The sequence below is a fragment of the Pseudoflavonifractor sp. 524-17 genome, from assembly GCF_009935845.1.
In the GTDB taxonomy this organism is placed as follows: Bacteria; Bacillota; Clostridia; order Oscillospirales; family Oscillospiraceae; genus Pseudoflavonifractor_A.
The window spans coordinates 1-20,937 of sequence record NZ_QWEK01000016.1; the positions used below are offsets into that span (position 1 = coordinate 1).

Here is a 20,937-nt window from a genome sequence, read left to right on the forward strand (position 1 = left end):
CCGCCCCGTTTTCCGCTGCCCTTAAAAACATTGATTTTACTGGGTTTTCTCATGTTTTCTTATGGCAACGCCCTTAATGCGGCGCTTTTTCTGAAATAAACTCTTACTCAGACTCGGAGAAGTTGGTGGAGATCAGCTCGATCAGCGCCTCCACCGCCTCTTTCTCGTCCTGGCCCTCAGCGATGAGGTTGATGGAAGTCCCCTGCACAATGCCCAGGGAGAGTACGCCCAGCAGACTCTTGGCGTTGACTCTTCGGTCTTCCTTCTCCACCTCTACCCAAATGGAGCTCTTGAACTCATTGGCCTTCTGGATAAAAAACGTCGCGGGGCGCGCGTGAAGGCCAACCTCGTTATTCACCATTGCCTCTTTCATATACATAAGCGTTTCCTCCCCATATGCACTTGCATACTCTACCTATAGCATAGCAAATTTGTCCCAAACCGTCAATGACAATTTACACAAATTCCGCCTCAGAAAGCGTCGGGTTTCACAGTTTCTTCTCCAATACTCCCAGGTTTTCTTCCTTTTCCGTACCTTTCTTCTCCCCCGGACAGAAACAGCCGTTCTACTTCAGCTCGGCCACAGTGACGCCGTCCTCCCCCTCACCGTAGCGGCCGGGGCGGAAGGACTTGACATAGCGGCTGCGCTTCAGATAGTCCCGCACCGCCTTGCGCACGGCGCCGGTGCCCTTGCCGTGGATGATGGTCACCTCGTGGAGCTTGCCCAGCAGGGCGTTGTCCAAGAAGATCTCCAGCGCGCCGATGGCCTCGTCGGTCATCATCCCCCGCAGGTCCACCTCCGGCGAGGCGCCCAGGCTGCGCAGCTTGTGCTCCGCCCGCTGCACCACCTTCTTTACCGTCTTCTGTGTCTCTCCCTCCACCACCCGCACCTCGGACTGCTTGGCAGTGATCTTCAAAATACCGGCCTGGAGCTGGAGAGCGCCGTCCTTGCCCACCGAGAGCACCGTGGCCTGGGTGCCCATCTTCAGCAGCTCCACCGTGTCCCCGGCCTGGGCGGGCCGGGTGGGAGGCGGGACAGGGGCCTCCTCCCCCCCGCCCAGCTGGTCCTCGGCGGTGTTCAGCCGGTGGCGCAGATCCGCCCGGGCCTCGTTGACCCGCTGCCAGTCCTCCTCCTTGCGCTGCTGCCGGCGCATGTTGTTGAGCTCCTTGAAGACCTGGCCGGCGGTCTCCCGAGCGGTGTCCAAAATAGCCCGGGCCTCCATTCTGGCCTTTTCCATCGCCTTCTCCCGCTCCTGCTCCAGCTTGGCGCGGTACTCTCTGGCCAGCTTGGCCGAATCCTCCATCTCCCGGCGCAGCTGGGCCGCGGTCTCCTTCTCCCGCTCCATCTGCTGGCGCTGCTCGTCCAGCTGGGTGAGCACGTCCTCAAACCGGACGTTTTCCGCGTCGATGCGGGCGGCGGCCTTCTGGATGATATACTTGGGCAGGCCCAGCCGCTCCGAGATGGCGAAGGCGTTGGACTTGCCGGGAATGCCGATGAGCAGGCGGTAGGTGGGGGCCAGGGTCTCCACATTGAACTCACAGGAGGCGTTCTCCACCCCCGGGGTGGTCATGGCGTATACCTTGAGCTCGGCATAGTGGGTGGTGGCGGCCACCAGCGCCCCCAGCTCCCGGGCGCTGTCGATGATGGCGGCGGCCAGCGCCGCGCCCTCAATGGGATCGGTGCCCGCGCCCAGCTCGTCAAAGAGAATCAGCGTCTGGCTGTCGGCCTGTCCCAGAATGCCGACAATGTTTACCATATGCGAGGAGAAGGTGGACAGACTCTGGGCGATGGACTGCTCATCCCCCACATCGGCCAGCACCCGCTGAAACACTTGGATGCGGCTGTCTCCGTCCACCGGGATATGCAGGCCGCACTGGGCCATCAGCACCAGCAGCCCAATGGTCTTGAGGGTGACGGTCTTGCCGCCGGTGTTGGGGCCGGTGATCACCAGGGTATCAAAGCTTTCCCCCAGCATCAGGTCGTTGGCCACCGCCTTAGCCGGATCCAGCAGGGGGTGCCGCGCCCGCTGGAGAAACACCCCTTTTGGGACAATCTTTGGCTCACTGGCCTTCATCCGGTAGGACAGCTTCGCCCGGGCGAAGATCACGTCCAGGGCGATGAGCAGATCGTAATTTTGTGCGATATCCTCCCGGTAGGAGGCGCACTCGGCGGACAGCTCCGCCAAGATCCGCTCAATCTCCTTTTCCTCCCGGGCCTGGAGCTCCCGCAGCTCGTTGTTGGCTTTCACCACTCCCATGGGCTCGATGAAGAAGGTGCCGCCAGAGGAGGACACGTCGTGGACCAGGCCGGGAATTTCGTTTTTGTGCTCCGACTTCACCGGCACTACAAAGCGGTCGTTGCGCTGGGTAATAATGGCTTCCTGGAGGTATTTTGCCTGGTTGGAGGAGATCAGGCGGTTGAGAATATCCCGCACCTTGCTGGCCGTGGCCCGGATGTGCCGCCGGATGCTGGCCAGCTCCGTACTGGCGGAGTCGGCGATCTCGTCCTCCCCCACAATGGAGCCGGTGATCTTCTCTTCCAGATACCGGTTGGGCGTCAGAGAGGCGAAGAGCGCGTCAATGCAGGTCTTGGCGCCGCCGCCCCGGCCGTCGGCGTACTCCTTAGCCGAGCGGGCCGAGCGCAGCACCGCCGCAATGTCCAGCAGCTCCCGGGTGTTCAGCGCGCCCCCCATCTCCGCCCGCTGGAGCGAGGCCGCCACCGGCTTCACCCCGGAAAAGGAGGGACTGCCGCTGAGTGTCATCATCTCCGCCGCCGCCGTGGTCTGGCTGAGCAGACGCCTCACGTCGTCCTCATCGGCGAGGGGGCGCAGGGCCAGCGCCCGCTCCTTTCCCTCCGCCGTCACCGCCTGCTCCGCCAGGCGCTCCAGCACCCGGGGCAGCTCCAGCGTCTGGATGGATTTTTCAAATAAATCGCTCATAGCTGTTACCTCAATCATATGTGGCGTACATGGTACATAATTCTGTAATGGCATTATCATACACCATTTTATCCCTGTTGAACAGTATTTTATCATGCGCCGGCAAATACTGGCCCAGCCCTATTGAATTATCCGTTCCATTCATGGTATAATCAATATGCAGGCTGCTTGCAGCCCAATCGACATTTCAAGAATTGGAGTTGATTTTATGGCGTTTCAACCTGGCGACCTCTACGGTCAGCAATCTCAGGGCCAGTATGGCCAGCAGGAGCAAGCCGGCGCCTATGCCGCCAAGACCTTTTTGTGGATGTTCCTGGGGCTGCTGGTAACCTTCGGCGTCGCTGTGGCCAGCTATACGGCAAATGTTTTTATGTTCTTCTACACAGTGCCCGGCGGCTATGTCATCCTTACCGTGGCGGAGCTTGCGGTGGTCCTCATCCTGTCCGCCCGGCTGCAAAAGCTGTCGGTGGGCGGCGCTATGGCCCTCTTCTTCGTCTATGCCGTGCTCAACGGCGTCGTCTTCTCCACCCTCTTCTGGGCCTTTGACGTAGCCACCCTGATTTTGGTCTTCGGCGTCACCGCCCTCTATTTCGGCGGACTGGCTCTCTATGGCTACTTTACCAAGGCCGATCTCTCCCGACTGCGTCCCATTCTTGTAGGCGGCCTGATCTTCCTGCTGGTGGCAGGCATCCTCTCCCTGTTCCTCCCCCTGGGTAGCTTTGAGCGCATTTACTGCCTCATCGGCATCGCCGTCTTCCTTGGCTTCACCGCCTACGATACCCAGAAGATCCGCACGTTTTACGCCGCGTTCTCCTACGACCAGGCTCTGCTGCAAAAGGCGTCCATCTATGCCGCCCTCCAGCTCTACCTGGACTTTGTCAACCTGTTCCTGTATCTGCTGCGCTTCCTGGGCAAGCGCAAGTAAAACCTGCCAAACAATCTGCCGCTGGCCAGCTGGCCAGCGGCAATTTTTTATGTCCGGAGACACAGGCTTTTATAGAACTCCAGGGTATGAAATCCCCGCTCCAGCTGGGCGGTCAAAAACCCTTCGCACACCTGGCCAAAGCGCCTCAGCGCATCCTCCCCCAAGGCGAAGGAAAACAGCCGCCTGGGGTCGCCGTAGAGCACCCGCCGCATGGCGCGGAGCACCGCCCCTTCCGCCGGCATGGAACGTCCCTCTCCCGCCGCCGGCCGGCACCGGCCGCACACCAGCACCCCCTCCGCCAGCAGCAGCCGCGCCTCCTCCGGCTCCGGCGCGCCGCAGACGCTGCACCCCTCCAAGAGGGGCTCAAACCCCATCAGCGCCATCAGCCGCAGCTCAAACACCCCTTTTACCAGCGCCGCCGGCCGGTTCAGCTTGTCCAGGGCATACAGGGCGTTGAGCAGCAGCGACACCAGCGCCGGGTCAGCCTGCCCCTCCCCTGACGTTGTCTCCAGCACCTCAGCAAAATAGGCCCCCAGGGCCACCTTCTCCACATCGGACCGCACCCCCCAGAACAGCTCCAGGGGCTCTGCCTCGTTCATGGTGCAGTGATCCCGGTATTCAAACAGAGTCATCTCTGAGTAGGCCAGCAGCTGGGCCGCCGCTGCCAGACGGCTCCCCCGCCGGCGGCACCCCCTGGCCTTTACAGTCAGCTTTCCCGCCTCCCGGGTGAGCACCGTCAATATCTTGTCCGACTCCTTATAATTGACCTCCCGCAGGACAATCCCCTGTACCGTTATCAGCATGGTCGTTCCCTCATCTTAGAACCTGGATTCACAACCGGGGCGGCAAAAGACCCGGCCGGACAGCCTTCTGCGCTTTGGAATACAGGTTTTATGTAGGGGGACGCCTTATCCCCCAATGGTCTGTCAGGCCGTTTTTTCCTCCGGCTGAGAGGATTCCTCCAGAAAAGCGGCCAGGGCGGCGGCCTCCGGCAGGCCAGTGGCCCAGAACAGCGCCCACATCAGCTGCGCATCCATGATCAAGCCCCCTTTTGCTTTTAGCTTGACCAGGAGGCCCCGCTTTATCACCGGTAATATCTTCGGATTTTCCCTTATCTGGATCCGGAATACCGCTCATCTGTCGTTTTGATAGCCGAAATTGTGGATTAGATTGAGATTATCCCGCCAGTTCTCTTTTACCTTTACCCACGTCTGAAGGTAAATTTTGGCCCCCATAAACGCCTCCATCTCCTGCCGGGCCAGGGTGGAGATCTTTTTCAGCATTGCCCCGCCCTTGCCGATGATAATCCCCTTGTGGCTATCCTTTTCGCAGTAGATCGTGGCGTCGATTTCGATCACCTCATCCCGCTCCCGCTCAATAAAGCGGGTCAGTTCTACGGCGGTGCCGTGTGGGATCTCCTTATCCAGACAGAGCAGCAGCTTTTCCCGTAAAATTTCCCCGCAGATCTGCCGCTCCGGCTGGTCGGTAATCATATCCTCTGGGAAAAGCTGGGGGCCCTCCGGCAAAAAGGGCTCCAGCAGACCCAGCAGCTCCTCCACGCCCTCCTTCCGCCGTGCGGAGACGGGCACAATGGCCTGGAACGGATGGGCCTGACCATAGGTCTCCATTACCGCCAGCAGATCCTGCTTCTCCACGGTGTCGATTTTGTTGATGGCCAGCACCGCCGGCACATTCAGGGCCTTGACACGCTGGATGAGCTCCGCCTCCGGGGCGCCGATGTGGGGAATGGGCTCCACCATCAGTACCACAGCATCCACATCCGCCACGCTCTCCTTGACCACCTTCACCATATAATCTCCCAGCTTGGTCCGGGCCCGGTGGAGGCCTGGCGTGTCCAAGAATACGTACTGGCACTCCCCCCGGTTTACCACCGCGCAGATGCGGTTTCGTGTGGTCTGGGGCTTATTGGTGACAATGGCAATCTTCTCCCCCACCAGGGCGTTCGTCAAGGTGGACTTGCCCACATTGGGCCGACCCACTACGGCAATCATACCGGATTTTTTTATCTCCATGTGAGATTCTCCTCAACTTTCCTTAATTCAATTTTAGTTGTGCGCTCCGCATCGATCCGGCGCCGCAGCAGTCCCACAGGCCGCCCCCCTATATTCCATACTCCGTCAGGAAAATCAACGCGCACAACCCATGCCACCCCAGCACCGCCACCATATGGACGCCGGCCATTGCGGCCCCCACCGCCCCCAAGGCGGCCCGGTACTGCCAGTAGCCATACACGCACACAGCGAAGGCAATCAGGCTGACCACCCCCGCTTTCCATCCAAAAAATCCCAGCCACACCCACAGCAGCCGCAGCAGAAGGGGCTGTCCCCAGGGAACACCCGCCAGAAGCATCATCAGCACCGGCAGAAACAGGGCGCACATACCCAGCACCAGCGTGCCCGCGCCGCCGCCAATCCCCACTGCCACAGCGATCCCCGCCGGCAGGGGTAATTTTTCCGCTTTCTTATTTTGATTCATTGTACCCTCTCTCCCAGCGCCGCACAGGCTTAAAAAGCCGCGCCAATACCGTCCGATTTGCGAGGCAAAATTGCCGGCGGCAGGGCAAAAAATCGCAGGAATCCTAGGTGGATTTCAGGATTTCTCAACCCGGCCGGAGGCAGTTTGGGCCGCAACGTGTTGTGTTGCGGCTTTTGGTGCGGCTTCTAACACCGGCGAATGTCCAGGCCGTCCAAAATGGCCTCCTCCCGCACACGCATCTGCTCCTTCATGGCCCCCTCGTCCAGGTGGTCATAGCCCAGCAGGTGGAGCACCGAGTGAACCGCCAGATAGCACGCCTCCCGCCGCTCACTGTGGCCATACTCTGCCGCCTGGGCCCGAATCCGATCCACGGACAGCACCATATCCCCCAGAGGCAGCAGGCCGCTACCTGGATCCAGCAGGTCCTCCGCTCCGTCCCCCGGGGGCGTACCAGGGGAGAAGTCAAACATGGGGAAGGAGAGCACGTCGGTAGCCCGGTCCACCCCCCGCTGCTCCAGGTTGATCTGCCGGATGCCCTCGTCACCGGTGAGCAGCACATTGATCTCGCAGGGCAGAGCCACTCCCTCCGCCGCCAGAGCCGCCGGGATCACCGCCTTCAGGTCACCGGCAAAGTCCTCCGCACCCGCTGCCTCACATTCCAGGAAAATCTGATGCTTCATTGCGCCTGCCGCCCCTTCTTTCCGGCGCTCCGCCGGTTCTCGTCCTCCTCATAGGCCTTGATGATCCGCTGTACAATGACATGGCGCACCACATCGCTCTCATTGAGGCGGCAGATCTCGATATCTTCCACCCCTTTGAGCACCCGCATGGCCTCCTTCAGACCGGACACCTTATCCGCTGGCAGGTCGATCTGGGTGATGTCGCCGGTGATCACAATTTTTGAGCCGAAGCCCAGCCGGGTGAGGAACATTTTCATCTGCTCCCGGGAGGTATTCTGGGCCTCGTCCAAAATGATAAAGGAGTCGTCCAAGGTACGTCCCCGCATATAGGCCAGGGGGGCCACCTCGATATTCCCCCGCTCCACATACTTTTGATAGTTCTCCGGCCCCAGCATGTCAAACAGGGCGTCATACAGGGGCCGCAGGTAGGGGTCCACTTTACTCTGGAGATCCCCGGGCAGGAAGCCCAGCCGCTCCCCCGCCTCCACCGCCGGCCGGGTGAGGATGATCCGGTTGACCTGCTTGTCCCGGAACGCGGCCACGGCGGCGGCCACCGCCAGATAGGTCTTTCCCGTTCCGGCGGGGCCGATGCCCAGCGTGATCGTGTTCTTTTTCACTGCCTCCACATACCGCTTCTGGCCCAAGGTCTTGGGCTTGATGGGCCTGCCCTTGGCCGTGACGCACAGCACGTCCCGGACAAGGGCGCCGATCTTGTCCTCGTTCCCCGCCCGCACCAGATTGATGATATAGCGGACGTTCTGCTCGTTGATGGCCTCCCCCTTAGCCGACAGGGACAGCAGGCCCTGGATGGCCTTTCCGGCATACATCACCGCCTCAGCCTCACCGCCGATCTTCAGCTGGCTGTCCCGGTTCACCACCGACACCCCCAGCTCCTGCTCAATCAGGCGGATGTTTTCATCAAAGGAGCCAAACAGCTCCACAGCTTCCTCCATACGTTCGATATTGATGGTCTGTTCTGTCATTGGCAGCCTCCATTTCACCCCGCCGGGTGGGATTCGTTTTTCTCAAACGGTACAAAGCAGCCGATCTCCTCGCTGCACTGGGCGTTCAGCGTGACCTTCAGCACGCCGTCCTGAATGACGGCGGAGAAGTCCATAGACACCACGGAACCCTGGCCGATTTCCTTCCGTAACGCCTCTTCCAGACGCTGCCGGAGCATGTCTTCCGCCGCGGCCTGGTCGATGGGAGCACATGTCAGGGTGTACTCCCGTATGGTTTCCCGGCCCACACTGACCGGAATCAGCCAGCCGCCGCCCTCCCCGCTCCAAATCTCACTTATTTTATCATAAAGAGGGAAGGGAATTCCACTCTTTCCATAAAAATTGACCCGCCTTCCCATAAATTCTAAAAAGCATCGCTGCCGCCGGGCGCCGGTGTAGGTTTTTACCTGGGCCTCCAGGGGAATTTGGGCCTCCAGTGTCCGCCAGGTCCGGGCCCACACCCGGCCTCTGGCCCGAACCTGCCGCCAGCCCACGTCCTGCTCGCTGTACATCGGCCCCTCCAGCAGGACGTTGCCGCTGATGAGCAGGTCCCCTTCCGCCACCGCCGCTCCTACCTTCCACTCTGTCTCCCCATCCAGCACCTCCAGCCGGGTGATGACGCCGCCCCGGTCCGCTACCACATCGCCATAGGCCGACTCGTCCACCACCTCCGGCGGCGCCACCCGCTCCCGCACCAGCACCTCCGCCCGGGCGCCGTAGAGATTGATGGCAATCCATGACAGCTCTGACTGCTCCAGCAGCACCTGCTGCTCAATGAGATCGACATCAATAGCGGGGCCAAAAGCCCCCGGCCGCACCCCCAGCCGCCGCAGCGTAGACAAAATTGCCGCAGAAGACACCCGCTCGTTTCCCGACACGTCCACCACCAGCACAAACTGCGTCATCAGCAGCACCGCCAGCAGCGAGAGGGCCAGCCCAATGAGCAGGGCATACCGGGTCCGGAACCGGGCCAGGAAGGAGGGTAATCCCTCCCGCACCACCTCCTCCACCGTACAGCCCGCCCGCGCCCCCAGCTCCTCCAGCCGGGGACGCTCCCGCCGGGCCACCGTCAGACGCACCGCCCCATCCGGCTGCCACTCCACCCCCCAGAAGACAATCCCCCGCCGGGCGCAGAGATTCAAAAAGCGCTCTGGAAAAGGCCCTGCCGCCTCTATCTCCACACTTCCCCGGAGATAATTTACGATACGCTTCATCTTCTCCCCCCGCTCAGTTCAGATCCACGCCAAAAATCCTGCCTGTAATCAGCAGCTCCCCGGCGTTCATGGAACGCAGCTCCAGATCCTCTCCCCGTACCTTCACAATCAGCTTTCCCCCGGATATGTGGATCTCTTCTTTTCCATAGGCCAGAATCCCCCGGTGGTTTTCCATCCGGAGCTCTCCGGCCCCGATGAGCTCCACCCGGGGCAGCCCCGCCACCAGATCCCCCGGCAGGTCGAACACCTGCGCCGTTTTCTCCAAAATGCCCTCTTTTTTTCGCCGTGTCCCCATGGCCAGCCCTCCTGTTCCCGATTACCATATGCGCCGTCCCCGGTTTATTTGCCTGTTTCATGAAAAAAGACGCTGCTTTTCTTGCAATCCGGGCTGGAATGGACTATCATGGTACCATAGTTATATTCCTCAAAGGGAGGTTGCAAAAGATGCGTGACGGTTTTATTAAAGTGGCCGCCGGCACCCCTAAAATCCGGGTGGCCAACTGCCGGTATAACGCGGAACAAATTTTCACCCTTATGCGGGAAGCCGCTAATCAGGGGGTGCGGGTGCTGGCCCTGCCGGAGCTGTGCATTACCGGCTACACCTGCGCCGACCTGTTTTTTCACGATACCCTGATTCGCGGCGCGGAAGAGGCCCTTTCCACCATTCTGGAGGCCACCAAGAATCTGGATTTGGTCACCGCCGTGGGCCTGCCGGTGCCCTATGGGGGCAAGCTGTGCAACTGCGCCGCCCTCATCCACAAGGGGGAGATCCTGGCCGTCATCCCCAAGACGTTTCTGCCCAACTACAGCGAGTTTTACGAAAAGCGCTGGTTCGTCACCGATGTCCCGGGAGACCGGCTTTTTACCCTCTGCGGCCAGGAGACCTATTTCGGCCGGGACGTTATCTTCCCCTGTGACACCATGCCGGGCCTGACCCTCGGGGTGGAGCTGTGCGAGGACCTGTGGGCCAGCACGCCCCCCTCTGTCGCCCTGGCCGAGGCGGGGGCCACGATAATCCTCAACCTGTCCGCCAGCAATGAAGTGGCCGGCAAGGCGGACTACCGCCGCCGTCTCGTCACCGGGGAATCCGCCCAGCTGGTGTGCGGCTATGTCTACGCCAACGCCGGCGAGGGGGAGTCTACCACCGATCTGGTCTTCGCCGGCCACAATCTCATCGCGGAGAACGGCGCCCTGCTGGCGGAGCGGCGGTTCACCTCCGGCCTGACCATCTCCGAGATCGACGTCCAACGCCTGATCAGTGAGCGGCGGCGCATGACCACCTTCCGCTCCGGGGAGAGCCGTCCCTTTATCCGCATTCCTTTCTCATTGGAACAGGCCACCACCACCCTCACCCGGCCGGTCAATCCCCTCCCCTTCCTCCCCCAGGACCCCTTGGAGCGCAAGGAGCAGTGCGACGAGATTCTCCTCATTGCCGCTCTGGGCCTGAAAAAGCGCCTGGAGCACAGCGGGGCCAAGACCGCCGTGGTAGGCCTGTCCGGCGGGCTGGACTCCACTCTGGCCATCCTTATCACCAGTCTGGCCATGCACCTGCTGGGCCGCCCCGCCAGCGATATCATCGCCGTCACCATGCCCTGCTTCGGCACCAGCGACCGCACCCGGGATAACGCCGTGGTCCTGGCCCAGCGCCTGGGCGCCACCCTGAAGCGCATTGACATCGGCGCGGCGGTGCGGCAGCACTTTCAGGACATCGGCCAGGCCATGGACAACCACGACGTCACCTATGAGAACAGCCAGGCCAGAGAGCGCACCCAGGTGCTCATGGACATCGCCAACCAGTACGGCGGTCTGGTGGTGGGCACCGGGGATCTGTCCGAGCTGGCCCTGGGCTGGTGCACCTACAACGGCGACCATATGAGCATGTACAGCGTCAACGCCTCCATCCCGAAAACGCTGGTGCGCCACCTGGTCTCCTTTATCTCCGACGACAAGGCGGAGGAGGACCAGCGTCTGGCCGATGTGCTCACCGACATTCTGGACACCCCGGTTTCTCCCGAACTCCTCCCCGCCATTGAGGGGGCCATCAGCCAAAAGACTGAGGATCTGGTGGGTCCCTATGAGCTCCACGACTTTTTCCTCTATTACGCCATCCGCTGGACGTTCCCGCCCCGGAAGGTGCTCCGCCTGGCGGAGTACGCTTTCGGCCGGGCCTATGACCACGCCACTGTCTTGAAGTGGCTGCGGCAGTTCTACCGCCGCTTCTTCTCCCAGCAGTTCAAGCGCTCCTGTCTCCCCGACGGGCCCAAGGTAGGCTCGGTCTCCCTCTCCCCCCGCGGGGACTGGCGGATGCCCAGCGACGCCGCCGCCGCCCTCTGGCTGGCAGAGCTGGAGGAGCTGTCATGAATCTCTGTCTGGATCTCTTTCTCACCTTTGCCCGCATCGGGGTATGCACCTTCGGCGGAGGGTACGCCATGCTTCCCATCCTCCAGCGGGAGGTGGTGGACAAAAAGGGCTGGTGTACGGTGGAGGATCTGGCCGACTACTATGCCATCGGCCAATGTACCCCCGGGGTCATTGCGGTAAACACCGCCACCTTTGTGGGGACCAAGCTCAAAGGAAATTTAGGCGGCGTCTTTGCCACCTTGGGGGTGGCCTTTCCCTCCACCGTAATTATTCTGGCCATCGCCTCCTTTCTCAACACCTTCTCCAGCTTCCCCCTGGTTCAGCACGCCTTTGCCGGGGTGCGCGCCTGCGTGTGCGCCCTGATTCTCTCCAGCGTCCTCAAGCTGTGGAAGAAGACTGTAGTGGACAAGGCCACCCTGGCCCTGTTTACCGTGATCTTCCTGCTCAACGCCTCCGCCGGGGTTCTCACCGGCGCCGCGTCCGGCGCAGGCCTGACCGCACTGGCCGCAGTCCTTGACACTTTGCTCTCCCCGGTGGTTCTGGTGGCGGCAGCGGGCCTGTGCGGCCTGACGGTACGCAAATCCAGGGGGTGGGCCAAGTGATCTATCTGCGTCTCTTTTATGAATTTTTTAAGGTAGGGCTCTTCTCTGTTGGCGGCGGCCTGGCTACCATTCCCTTCCTGCGCCAGATTGCCCAGCAGACCGGCTGGTTCACCGAGGCGGACCTGGCCAACATGATCGCTGTCTCCGAGTCCACCCCCGGCCCCATGGGGCTGAATATGGCCAGCTATGTGGGCTTTACCAGCGGCGGGCCCCTGGGCACCTTCGTAGCCGCCCTGGGCCTGATCACCCCGTCCATTCTGATCATTCTGGTGGTTGCCCGCTTCCTGAAAGCCTTTCGGGACAGCAAGTATGTGGACGCCGTGTTCTACGGCCTGCGCCCCGCCTCCACTGCCCTCATCGCCGCCGCCGGGCTGTCCGTGGCCATGCTCACGCTGGTGCGCACCGACGCCCTGCCGGCCGGCCAGGTGCTGGACTTCTTCAATTTCAAAACCATCGCCCTGGCCGCGGCGGTCTATCTGTGTATGACCCGCACCCCCCTGAAAAAGCTCCATCCGGTGGTCTTTATCGCCGCCGGCGCTGTCGCCGGCATTGTGTTCCAGTTCTGACCCCCCCCCCCCAAAAAAAAAAATTGCGCAAACCCGGAACCTTCTCTTGACAGGCCGCATAGGATATGCCATAATAATTTTACTCTTTGCACTGCATTACATTCTGTAAAGAATGGGAAAGCTACAGTACAAACTGAGCAGGCGATGATCCTCCGGATCATGGGGCCGGGCCGCCAGACGGCGGCAGCAGATCGCACATTGCGCGTCTGTGGGACAGTTGTATGTTCCACAGACGCGTTTTTTCTCTCTTTCCGGGAACCATGGGTTTTCGTCTGGCCCAGCAAAGAATCCTTTCCCATATCCGCGGCAGAACAGGAGGATTATGTTATGCCAGCCAACAAAGAGAATTTGACTGTAAACACCACATCCAAATCAGGAATTGATGAAAACGCCATCATACGGCGCACCTCACTGGTGGGGATCGCCGGGAATGTAGTCCTGTCCGCCTTCAAGCTCTTTGCCGGCATTGTTGGCAGCTCCGGCGCCATGGTGTCCGACGCCATCCACTCCCTCTCCGATGTCTTCGCCACCTTTATTGCCTTTCTGGGGGTCCGGCTCTCAAAAAAGGCGGCGGATCAGGAGCATCCCTACGGCCACGAGCGCTTTGAGTGCGTCGCCTCTCTGCTTCTCGGCTTGATCCTTTTGGCAACCGGACTGGGGATCGGCAAGGTGGGGCTGGAGCGTATCCTCGCCGGCAGCTATGAGGCCCTGCCTGTCCCCAGCGCCCTCGCCCTGGCCGCGGCGGTGGTCTCCATTGCCTCCAAGGAGGCTATGTACTGGTATACCCGCCACTGCGCCAAGCTTCTCAACTCCCCGGCTTTCATGGCGGACGCTTGGCACCACAGGTCAGACGTCTTTTCCTCTATCGGCTCCCTCACCGGCATCGCGGGGGCCATGCTGGGCTTCCCCGTAATGGACCCCATCGCCAGCGTGATTATCTGCCTATTCATTCTAAAAGTCTCTTACGATATCCTGAAGGGCGCTATTGTAAACATGCTGGATACCTCCTGCGGGGCGGATTACGAGCGGGCTTTGACCGAGTATATCGCGGCCCAGAAGGACGTGGTCTGGGTGGACGCCCTCCACTCCAGGATGTTCGGCAATAAGGCCTATATCGACCTGGCGATTCAGGTAGACGGCAGCCTTCCCCTCCGGGAGGCCCACGATATCGCCCAGCGCATCCACGACAGCGTGGAGGAGCGCTTTTCAGAGGTCAAGCACATTACTATTTATCTCAACCCAGCCGTTCAATAACAGGAAAAGTCCCTGGGAATCAATGATTCCCAGGGACTTTTATGCTCTTTTTTGTTGGGCTTATTTCAGATTGAAGAAAGCGTCCTTGCCCAGGTACACGGCCACATCGCCCAGCTCTTCCTCGATGCGAAGCAACTGGTTGTACTTAGCCACCCGGTCAGTGCGGCTGGGAGCGCCGGTCTTAATCTGGCCGGCGTTGAGCGCCACGGCGATATCCGCAATGGTGGCGTCTTCAGTCTCGCCGGAGCGATGGGAGACCACCGCGGTGTATCCCGCCCGGTTGGCCATCTGGATGGAGTCCAGGGTCTCGGTGAGGGTGCCGATCTGGTTGACCTTGATAAGGATGGCGTTGGCCACCTTCTTGTCAATGCCCATCTTCAGGCGCTCCACGTTGGTGACGAACAGGTCGTCGCCCACCAGCTGAACCTTGTCGCCAATAGCCTTGGTGAGCAGGGCCCAGCCCTCCCAGTCGTTCTCGCCCATACCGTCCTCCAGGGAGATGATGGGGTAGTTCTCCACGAACTTCTTCCACATGTTCACCAGCTGCTGCTTGGTCATGGTCTTCTTGGCCTTGGGCAGATCGTAGCAGCCGGTCTCCTCGTTGTACCACTCAGAGGTGGCAGCGTCGATGGCGATCATGAAGTCCTCGCCGGGCTTGAAACCGGCCTTCTCAATGGCCTCCACAATGACCCGCAGGGCGTCCTCGTCCTTCTTCAGGTTGGGGGCATAGCCGCCCTCGTCGCCCACGCCGGCAGCGGGGGTGCCGTTCTCCTTCAGTACGCTCTTCAGGGTATGGAACACCTCCGCGCACATGCGCAGGCCCTCCCGGAAGCAGCACGCGCCCACAGGCATGATCATAAACTCCTGAATATCCACGTTGTTGGTGGCGTGGGCGCCGCCGTTGAGGATGTTCATCATGGGCACCGGCAGGGTCTTGGCGTTTGTGCCGCCGATATAGTTGTACAGGGAGGTGCCCAGGCTCTCCGCCGCGGCCTTGGCGCAGGCCAGGGAGGCGCCCAGAATGGCGTTGGCGCCCAGGCGGTTCTTGTTGGGGGTGCCGTCCAGATCGATGAGGGCCTTGTCAATGGCCACCTGGTCCAGCACGTTCATACCCACCAGGCACTCGGCGATCTCTGTATTTACATTCTTCACAGCGGTGAGGACACCCTTGCCCAGATAACGGCTCTTGTCGCCGTCCCGGAGCTCACACGCCTCATACACGCCGGTAGAGGCTCCGGAGGGAACCGCGGCGCGGCCCATGGTGCCGTCCTCCAGGTAGACCTCCACCTCCACGGTAGGATTGCCGCGGGAATCCAGAATCTCACGGCCAAGGACATCTACAATCTCGATGATCTGCTTCATGGGAAATCTAACTCCTTTCTGTTTCGGACGGGGGAACACCCCTGCCCGCCGGCTTTGCCGGTCCCCGCCGTCCGGTAAACGGCGGGGAATCTATCTCTGCCCGTTCCCATCGCGCGAAGGGGGCCAGCATGCGCCGGCACGGGGGGCAAACTCAGTCTTTCAGCGCTTCTCAGTTCTCAATCAGGGTATTGCCGTCCATCTCCGCCGGCTTCTCCAGGCCCATCAGGTCCAGCATCGTGGGGGCGATGTCCGCCAGACGGCCATTGCGCAGCTTCACGTCCGCGCCCACGATATAGAAGGGCACCAGGTTGGTGGTATGGGCGGTATAGGGGGTGGTTCCGTCCTCGTCCACCATCCGTTCGGCATTGCCGTGGTCGGCGGTGATGAGGGACACGCCCCCCATCCGGGTGGTGGCCTCCACCACCTTATTCACGCACTCGTCCACGGCCTCCACCGCCAGGCGGGCGGCCTCATACACGCCGGTGTGGCCCACCATGTCGCAGTTGGCGAAGTTCAGAATAATCACGTCGTAATTACCGCTCTCAATCCGCTTGACTGCCTCGTCCGCCACCTCTGCCGCGCTCATGTCCGGCTTCAGGTCGTAGGTGGGCACCTTGGGAGATGGGATCAGCACCCGGTCTTCTCCAGGGAAGACCTGCTCGGCGCCGCCGTTGAAGAAAAAGGTGACGTGGGCGTATTTCTCCGTCTCCGCGATGCGCAGCTGAGTCAGACCCAGCTTGCTGATATACTCGCCAAAGATGTTGTGCAGCTCCTTGTGGGGGAACGCCACCGATACATTAGGCATAGTGGCGTCGTACTCCGTGGTACACACATAAGTCACAGGCTGGAAGCCCCGTTTGCGCTTCACGTCGTCAAAGCCGGCGTCCACGAAGCAGCGGGTGATCTCCCTGGCCCGGTCGGGGCGGAAGTTGAAGAAAATGATGGAGTCGCCCTCGCTTACCTTGACCCCCTTCACACAGACCACCGGCTCTACAAACTCGTCGGTGACTGCCTTATCATAGGATGCCTGCACCGCCGCCACAGGGTCCTCACAGAAGGTCCCCTCGCCGTCGGCAATGGCGTCGTAGGCCCGCTGCACCCGCTCCCAGCGCTTGTCGCGGTCCATGGCGTAGAACCGGCCCATTACGGTGGCAATCTGGCCCACGCCCAGTTCCCGGCACTTGTCCGCCAGCTGCTGCACGTAGCCCCTGCCGGAGGCGGGGGGCACATCCCGCCCGTCCAGGAAGCAGTGGACATATACGCGGCTCAGCCCCCGCCGCTTGGCCAGCTCCAGCAGGGCGAACAGGTGGGTGATATGGCTGTGGACCCCGCCGTCGGACAGCAGGCCCATCAGGTGCAGGGCGCTGCTGCGCTCCTTGCAGTCGTCCATGGCCTCCAGATATGCCTCGTTTTGGAAGAAGTCTCCGTCCTCCACCGCCTTGCTAATCCGGGGCAAATCCTGGAACACCACCCGGCCGGCGCCGATGTTGGTGTGGCCTACTTCGGAGTTGCCCATCTGCCCGTCCGGCAGGCCCACGTCCAGTCCGGACGCAGAGAGTCTGCACCCCGGACAGTTAGCGAAGATGCGGTCCAGATTGGGAGTGCGGGCGTTGAGAATGGCGTTGCCCTTCTCCTCTTCCCGCATCCCAAATCCATCCATGATAATCAGGGTAGTCGGCGTTTTACTCATAATTAACCTCAGTTCCGATGAATTCACGGCTGTATTAGCAGCCAGGGCCACAAGCCCTTCTTATTCCTGGTTGGCCGCGTTGACAATCTGCACAAAGTCGGGGGCCTTCAGGGCCGCGCCGCCAATCAGGCCGCCGTCCACATCGGGCTGAGCCAGCAGCTCGTGGGCGTTTTTCGCGTTCATGGAGCCGCCGTACTGAATGGTTACGGAGCGGGCCACCCGGGCGCCGTACAGCTTGCGGATCACCGCGCGGATGGACTCGCACACCTCGCCGGCCTGCTCTGCCGTGGCGGTCTTGCCGGTGCCGATGGCCCACAGGGGCTCGTAGGCGATGACCACGTGGCGCATCTTCTCCGCCGGCACCCCGGCCAGGGCCGCCTTGACCTGATAGGAGATCAGATCCATGGTCACCCCCAGCTCCCGCTGCTCCAGACTCTCACCCACGCATACAATGGGGAACAGCCCGGCCTCCAGGGCGGCGTGGACCTTCTTGTTCACGGTAAAGTCCGTCTCATTGTAGTAGCTGCGGCGCTCTGAGTGGCCGATGATCACGTACTTCACGCCCAGCTCCTTGAGCATCTCGGCGGAGACCTCGCCGGTGTAGGCCCCGTTGGACTCATAATGGACGTTCTCCGCGCCGATGGCCACCCGGCACTCTTTGAACAGGCGCACAGCGGCCTGAATATTCACATAGGGGACACAAAGCACCACCTCGCACCACTTGGGCTTGCCCAGCAGGGGCTTGAGCTCCTCGGCAAAGGCCCGGGTCTCGGACAGGGTTTTATTCATTTTCCAGTTGCCGGCGATGATGGTCTTACGATATCTTCTGTTCATGGCTTATGGCCTCCTCACGCATCTTAGCACAACAGATTCGGACGGCTGGTCAGACAGCGCCCGTCCTTGGGGCGCTGTCTGACCCCAATTCACTTATTTTACGTTATTTTTGCCGCTTGTCAAGCGATTTTATTACAACGCCCTCCGCGATCCCGCGGAAAAGCCCGGTTTTTCCCTTACCGGTCCAGCAGGCAGGCCACGCCGGGCAGCTCCTTGCCCTCCAGGAACTCCAGAGAGGCGCCGCCGCCGGTGGAGATATGGGTCATCTGATCCGCGAAGCCCAGCTGGGACACCGCCGCGGCGGAGTCGCCGCCCCCCACAATGGTGACGGCGCTGGTGGCCGCCAGGGCCTTGGCCACCGCCCGGGTGCCCTCGGCAAAGGCGGGGAACTCGAACACGCCCATAGGCCCGTTCCAGATCACCGTTCCCGCGTCTTTCACCGCGTCGGTATAGGCCTCGATAGTTTTGGGGCCGATGTCCATACCCATGCGGCCGTCGGGGATGTGCATGGTGTCCACCAGCTCCGGCTTCGCGTCGGCGGAGAACTCCGCTGCGCACAGGGTATCCACCGGCAACAGGAAGCGCACTCCCTTTTCCTTGGCCTTGGCCAGCATCTCCTTGCAGTAGTCCAGCCAGTCGCTCTCCAGCAGGGAGGTGCCCACGCTGCCGCCCATGGCCTTGATAAACGTATAGGTCATACCGCCGCCCACAATGATGGTGTCGGCAATGTCCAGCAGGTTGTTGATCACGCCGATCTTGGAGGACACCTTGGCGCCGCCCAGAATGGCCACCAAGGGCCGCTTGGGATTGGCCAGGGCGCTGCCCATGATCTCCAGCTCCTTGCCGATGAGGAAGCCGGACACCGCAGGCAGATAGGCCGCCACCCCCGCGGTGGAGGCGTGGGCGCGGTGGACCGTACCAAAGGCATCGGACACGTAGATCTCCGCAAGATCGGCCAGGGCCTTGGCAAACTCGGGGTGGTTCTTCTCCTCCCCGATGTCAAAGCGCAGGTTCTCCAGCAGCATAATCTGGCCGGGCTGGAGGGCGGCGGCCTTGGCCTTGGCGTCCTCACCCACGATATCCTTGGCGAAGATCACATCCTTCCCCAGCAGCTCACCCAGCCGGGCGGCCACGGGGGCCAGGGACAAGGACTGCTTCCACTCCCCCTTTGGCTTGCCCAAGTGAGAGCAGGCGATCACCGCCGCGCCCTGCTCCAGCAGATACTGGATGGTGGGCAGCGCCGCCACAATCCGCTTGCCGTCAGTGATCGCGCCGGTGGCCTTGTCCTGGGGTACGTTGAAATCGCAGCGCAGCAGGACCTTCTTGCCCTTTACATCAATGTCCTTCACGGTTTTCTTGTTATAATTCATACTTGAATAAACTCCTTTCTTTGTTCCGCCAAAACGGCGGGAAGGGATTACAAACTGTCTTTGCCGCCGCCGGCGGCCATCTCTCCCATCTGCTCCAGCCCGGGAAAGCCCCACTGGCGCAGTGCCTCAAAGGCCAATACCGCCACGCAGTTGGACAGGTTGAGGCATCGCGCCTCCTCCCGGATGGGAATGCGGATGCAGCGCCGGGCATAGGCCTCCCGAACGTGCCGGGGCAGCCCCACGCTCTCCTTGCCGAAGACCAGCCAGCAGCCCGGACGGAATTGGGCCTGTGTGTAAGGCCGCCCCGCCTTGGCGGTGGCCAGCCACAGATCCTCCGCCCCGGTGCAGGCAAAAAAATCATCCAGATTTTCGTAGACGTGCAGATCCACCATGTGCCAGTAGTCCAGTCCCGCCCGCTTCACCGCCTTGTCGCTGATGTCAAAGCCCAGGGGCTTGATCAGGTGGAGCCTGCTGCGGGTGGCCGCGCATGTACGGGCAATGTTGCCGGTGTTCATATGGATTTCCGGCTCCACCAGTACAATGTTAAGCACACGGATCACCGCTTTCTCTTTTTTTACCATCCCTTATTGCTGGTTATTGTACTCCAATTTTCTCCGAATTTCAATCACCAAAATCATAAAAAAGGTCGGAATTTTCAATTTTTCTTCTGATCATCGTTAAAAATCTCCGACTGTAAAGTTTAGCTTTTTCCCTAAGCCATTCTGTGGTATACTTTAGTTCGGCACAATTGCGCAAAAAGACATCCGGTGTGACAGATGCCTATGGTTCTGACTGGATGACGAGAACTATTCTAGGAGCGTGAATCCTTTGGACAGACAAACTGCCGCCCTGCGGGTGGTGGTCAAGGTAGGCACATCCACCCTGACCCGGCCCAACGGGAGCCTGAATTTGCAGAGCATGGACCACCTGGCCCGCACCCTGTCCGACCTGAAGGGCATGGGCCATCAGATCATTCTGGTTTCCTCCGGCGCCATCGGCATCGGCGCCGGCAAGCTCAAGCTGAGCCAGCGGCCTCAGGAGCTGCGGATGAAGCAGGCCGCCGCTGCCGTAGGACAGTGTGAGATGATGCACATCTATGACAAGCTCTTTGGCGAATATGGCCAGAATGTGGCCCAGATCCTCCTCACCGGCGAGGACGTGGATGATCCCATCCGATCCAACCACCTCTCCAGCACCTTCTCCGCCCTGCTGGAGCTGGGGTGCATTCCCATTGTCAACGAGAACGACTCGGTCTCCTCCGCGGAGATTGAGACCGAGACCGGCAAGGCCAAGGTACTGGGGGACAATGACACCCTCTCCGCCATTGTGGCCGGCCTGTGCCGGGCGGACCTGCTCATTCTCCTGTCCGACATCGACGGGCTGTACGACTCCGATCCCCATCAAAACCCCAATGCCAAACTGATCCACCGGGTGGAGGCCATCACGCCTGAGATCGAGGCCCTGGCCGGCGGCAAGGGCTCCAAATGGGGCACCGGCGGCATGGTCACAAAAATCACCGCCGCCCGCCGGGCCATGGAACACCATATCGACATGGTCATCGCCAACGGCGCCCGGATGGAGCTGCTCTACGACATTGTTGCCGGCGCCGGCGTGGGCACCCGCTTTTCCGCCCGGTCCTGACT

Annotated in this window: 20 protein-coding genes and 1 riboswitch; of the genes, 6 read left to right on the forward strand and 14 right to left on the reverse strand. The window is 61.0% G+C overall.

Features of this window, described 5'->3' with window-relative positions:
* Window positions 1-103 precede the first annotated feature (103 nt).
* Window positions 104-379 carry an HPr family phosphocarrier protein gene (locus tag D1159_RS06870; RefSeq protein ID WP_161844943.1) on the reverse strand — a complete coding sequence of 92 codons (276 nt, stop codon included), beginning with the start codon at window positions 377-379 and terminating at the stop codon, window positions 104-106.
* A gap of 187 nt (window positions 380-566) precedes the next feature.
* A complete protein-coding gene (locus D1159_RS06875; protein ID WP_161844944.1) occupies window positions 567-2,939 on the reverse strand; it encodes an endonuclease MutS2 in 2,373 nt (790 codons plus the stop codon).
* Window positions 2,940-3,147: 208 nt separating this feature from the next.
* Between D1159_RS06875 and D1159_RS06880 the strand changes: the two genes are divergently transcribed.
* On the forward strand, window positions 3,148-3,864 hold the full coding sequence (locus tag D1159_RS06880; RefSeq protein WP_161844945.1) for a Bax inhibitor-1/YccA family protein: 717 nt from the start codon (window positions 3,148-3,150) through the stop codon (window positions 3,862-3,864).
* 47 nt (window positions 3,865-3,911) lie between these two features.
* On the opposite strand, the gene recO is transcribed toward D1159_RS06880, so the two are convergent.
* The 7 genes from recO to D1159_RS06915 form a co-directional block, all read right to left on the reverse strand.
* Entirely contained in the window at window positions 3,912-4,667 is a 756-nt protein-coding gene (recO, locus tag D1159_RS06885; protein ID WP_161844946.1) for a DNA repair protein RecO, read from the reverse strand.
* A gap of 330 nt (window positions 4,668-4,997) precedes the next feature.
* Window positions 4,998-5,897 carry a GTPase Era gene (gene era / locus D1159_RS06890; RefSeq protein WP_161844947.1) on the reverse strand — a complete coding sequence of 300 codons (900 nt, stop codon included), beginning with the start codon at window positions 5,895-5,897 and terminating at the stop codon, window positions 4,998-5,000.
* A gap of 88 nt (window positions 5,898-5,985) precedes the next feature.
* Window positions 5,986-6,360: a hypothetical protein gene (locus tag D1159_RS06895; protein WP_161844948.1), complete on the reverse strand. Its 375-nt coding sequence runs from the start codon at window positions 6,358-6,360 to the stop codon at window positions 5,986-5,988.
* Window positions 6,361-6,545: 185 nt separating this feature from the next.
* Window positions 6,546-7,040, reverse strand: coding sequence for an rRNA maturation RNase YbeY (gene ybeY, locus D1159_RS06900; protein ID WP_161844949.1), 495 nt, complete (start codon window positions 7,038-7,040; stop codon window positions 6,546-6,548).
* Window positions 7,037-8,023, reverse strand: coding sequence for a PhoH family protein (locus D1159_RS06905; RefSeq protein WP_161844950.1), 987 nt, complete (start codon window positions 8,021-8,023; stop codon window positions 7,037-7,039). The genes ybeY and D1159_RS06905 overlap by 4 nt, the downstream gene beginning before the upstream one ends.
* A gap of 14 nt (window positions 8,024-8,037) precedes the next feature.
* Window positions 8,038-9,255: a sporulation protein YqfD gene (locus tag D1159_RS06910; RefSeq protein ID WP_161844951.1), complete on the reverse strand. Its 1,218-nt coding sequence runs from the start codon at window positions 9,253-9,255 to the stop codon at window positions 8,038-8,040.
* 13 nt (window positions 9,256-9,268) lie between these two features.
* Entirely contained in the window at window positions 9,269-9,550 is a 282-nt protein-coding gene (locus D1159_RS06915; protein ID WP_161844952.1) for a YabP/YqfC family sporulation protein, read from the reverse strand.
* Window positions 9,551-9,699: 149 nt separating this feature from the next.
* Here D1159_RS06915 and D1159_RS06920 point away from each other — a divergent pair, with 149 nt between their 5' ends.
* The 4 genes from D1159_RS06920 (at window position 9,700) to D1159_RS06935 (ending at window position 14,038) form a co-directional block, all read left to right on the forward strand.
* Entirely contained in the window at window positions 9,700-11,616 is a 1,917-nt protein-coding gene (locus D1159_RS06920; protein ID WP_161844953.1) for an NAD(+) synthase, read from the forward strand.
* Window positions 11,613-12,218, forward strand: coding sequence for a chromate transporter (locus D1159_RS06925; protein WP_161844954.1), 606 nt, complete (start codon window positions 11,613-11,615; stop codon window positions 12,216-12,218). The genes D1159_RS06920 and D1159_RS06925 overlap by 4 nt, the downstream gene beginning before the upstream one ends.
* Window positions 12,215-12,784 (forward strand): chromate transporter, encoded by a 570-nt coding sequence (locus D1159_RS06930; protein WP_161844955.1) that lies wholly within the window; start codon window positions 12,215-12,217, stop codon window positions 12,782-12,784. Before D1159_RS06925 ends, D1159_RS06930 begins: the two co-directional genes overlap by 4 nt.
* A gap of 123 nt (window positions 12,785-12,907) precedes the next feature.
* Window positions 12,908-13,003, forward strand: a riboswitch (NiCo riboswitch).
* A 108-nt stretch (window positions 13,004-13,111) separates the two neighbouring features.
* Window positions 13,112-14,038: a cation diffusion facilitator family transporter gene (locus D1159_RS06935; protein WP_161844956.1), complete on the forward strand. Its 927-nt coding sequence runs from the start codon at window positions 13,112-13,114 to the stop codon at window positions 14,036-14,038.
* A gap of 60 nt (window positions 14,039-14,098) precedes the next feature.
* On the opposite strand, the gene eno is transcribed toward D1159_RS06935, so the two are convergent.
* From eno to D1159_RS06960, 5 genes are all read right to left on the reverse strand, one after another.
* Window positions 14,099-15,400, reverse strand: coding sequence for a phosphopyruvate hydratase (gene eno, locus D1159_RS06940; protein ID WP_161844957.1), 1,302 nt, complete (start codon window positions 15,398-15,400; stop codon window positions 14,099-14,101).
* A gap of 169 nt (window positions 15,401-15,569) precedes the next feature.
* Complete coding sequence (gpmI, locus tag D1159_RS06945) at window positions 15,570-17,090, reverse strand: 2,3-bisphosphoglycerate-independent phosphoglycerate mutase (RefSeq protein WP_161844958.1); 1,521 nt, start codon at window positions 17,088-17,090, stop codon at window positions 15,570-15,572.
* A 60-nt stretch (window positions 17,091-17,150) separates the two neighbouring features.
* The gene (gene tpiA, locus D1159_RS06950) at window positions 17,151-17,924 is read right to left on the reverse strand and encodes a triose-phosphate isomerase (RefSeq protein WP_161844959.1); all 774 of its coding nucleotides are present in this window, start codon (window positions 17,922-17,924) and stop codon (window positions 17,151-17,153) included.
* A 176-nt stretch (window positions 17,925-18,100) separates the two neighbouring features.
* Window positions 18,101-19,294: a phosphoglycerate kinase gene (locus D1159_RS06955; protein ID WP_161844960.1), complete on the reverse strand. Its 1,194-nt coding sequence runs from the start codon at window positions 19,292-19,294 to the stop codon at window positions 18,101-18,103.
* 47 nt (window positions 19,295-19,341) lie between these two features.
* A complete protein-coding gene (locus tag D1159_RS06960; RefSeq protein WP_161844961.1) occupies window positions 19,342-19,845 on the reverse strand; it encodes a tRNA (cytidine(34)-2'-O)-methyltransferase in 504 nt (167 codons plus the stop codon).
* A gap of 277 nt (window positions 19,846-20,122) precedes the next feature.
* Between D1159_RS06960 and proB the strand changes: the two genes are divergently transcribed.
* Window positions 20,123-20,935, forward strand: a complete 813-nt coding sequence (proB, locus tag D1159_RS06965; RefSeq protein ID WP_243152162.1) for a glutamate 5-kinase — start codon at window positions 20,123-20,125, stop codon at window positions 20,933-20,935.
* Window positions 20,936-20,937: the final 2 nt, after the last annotated feature.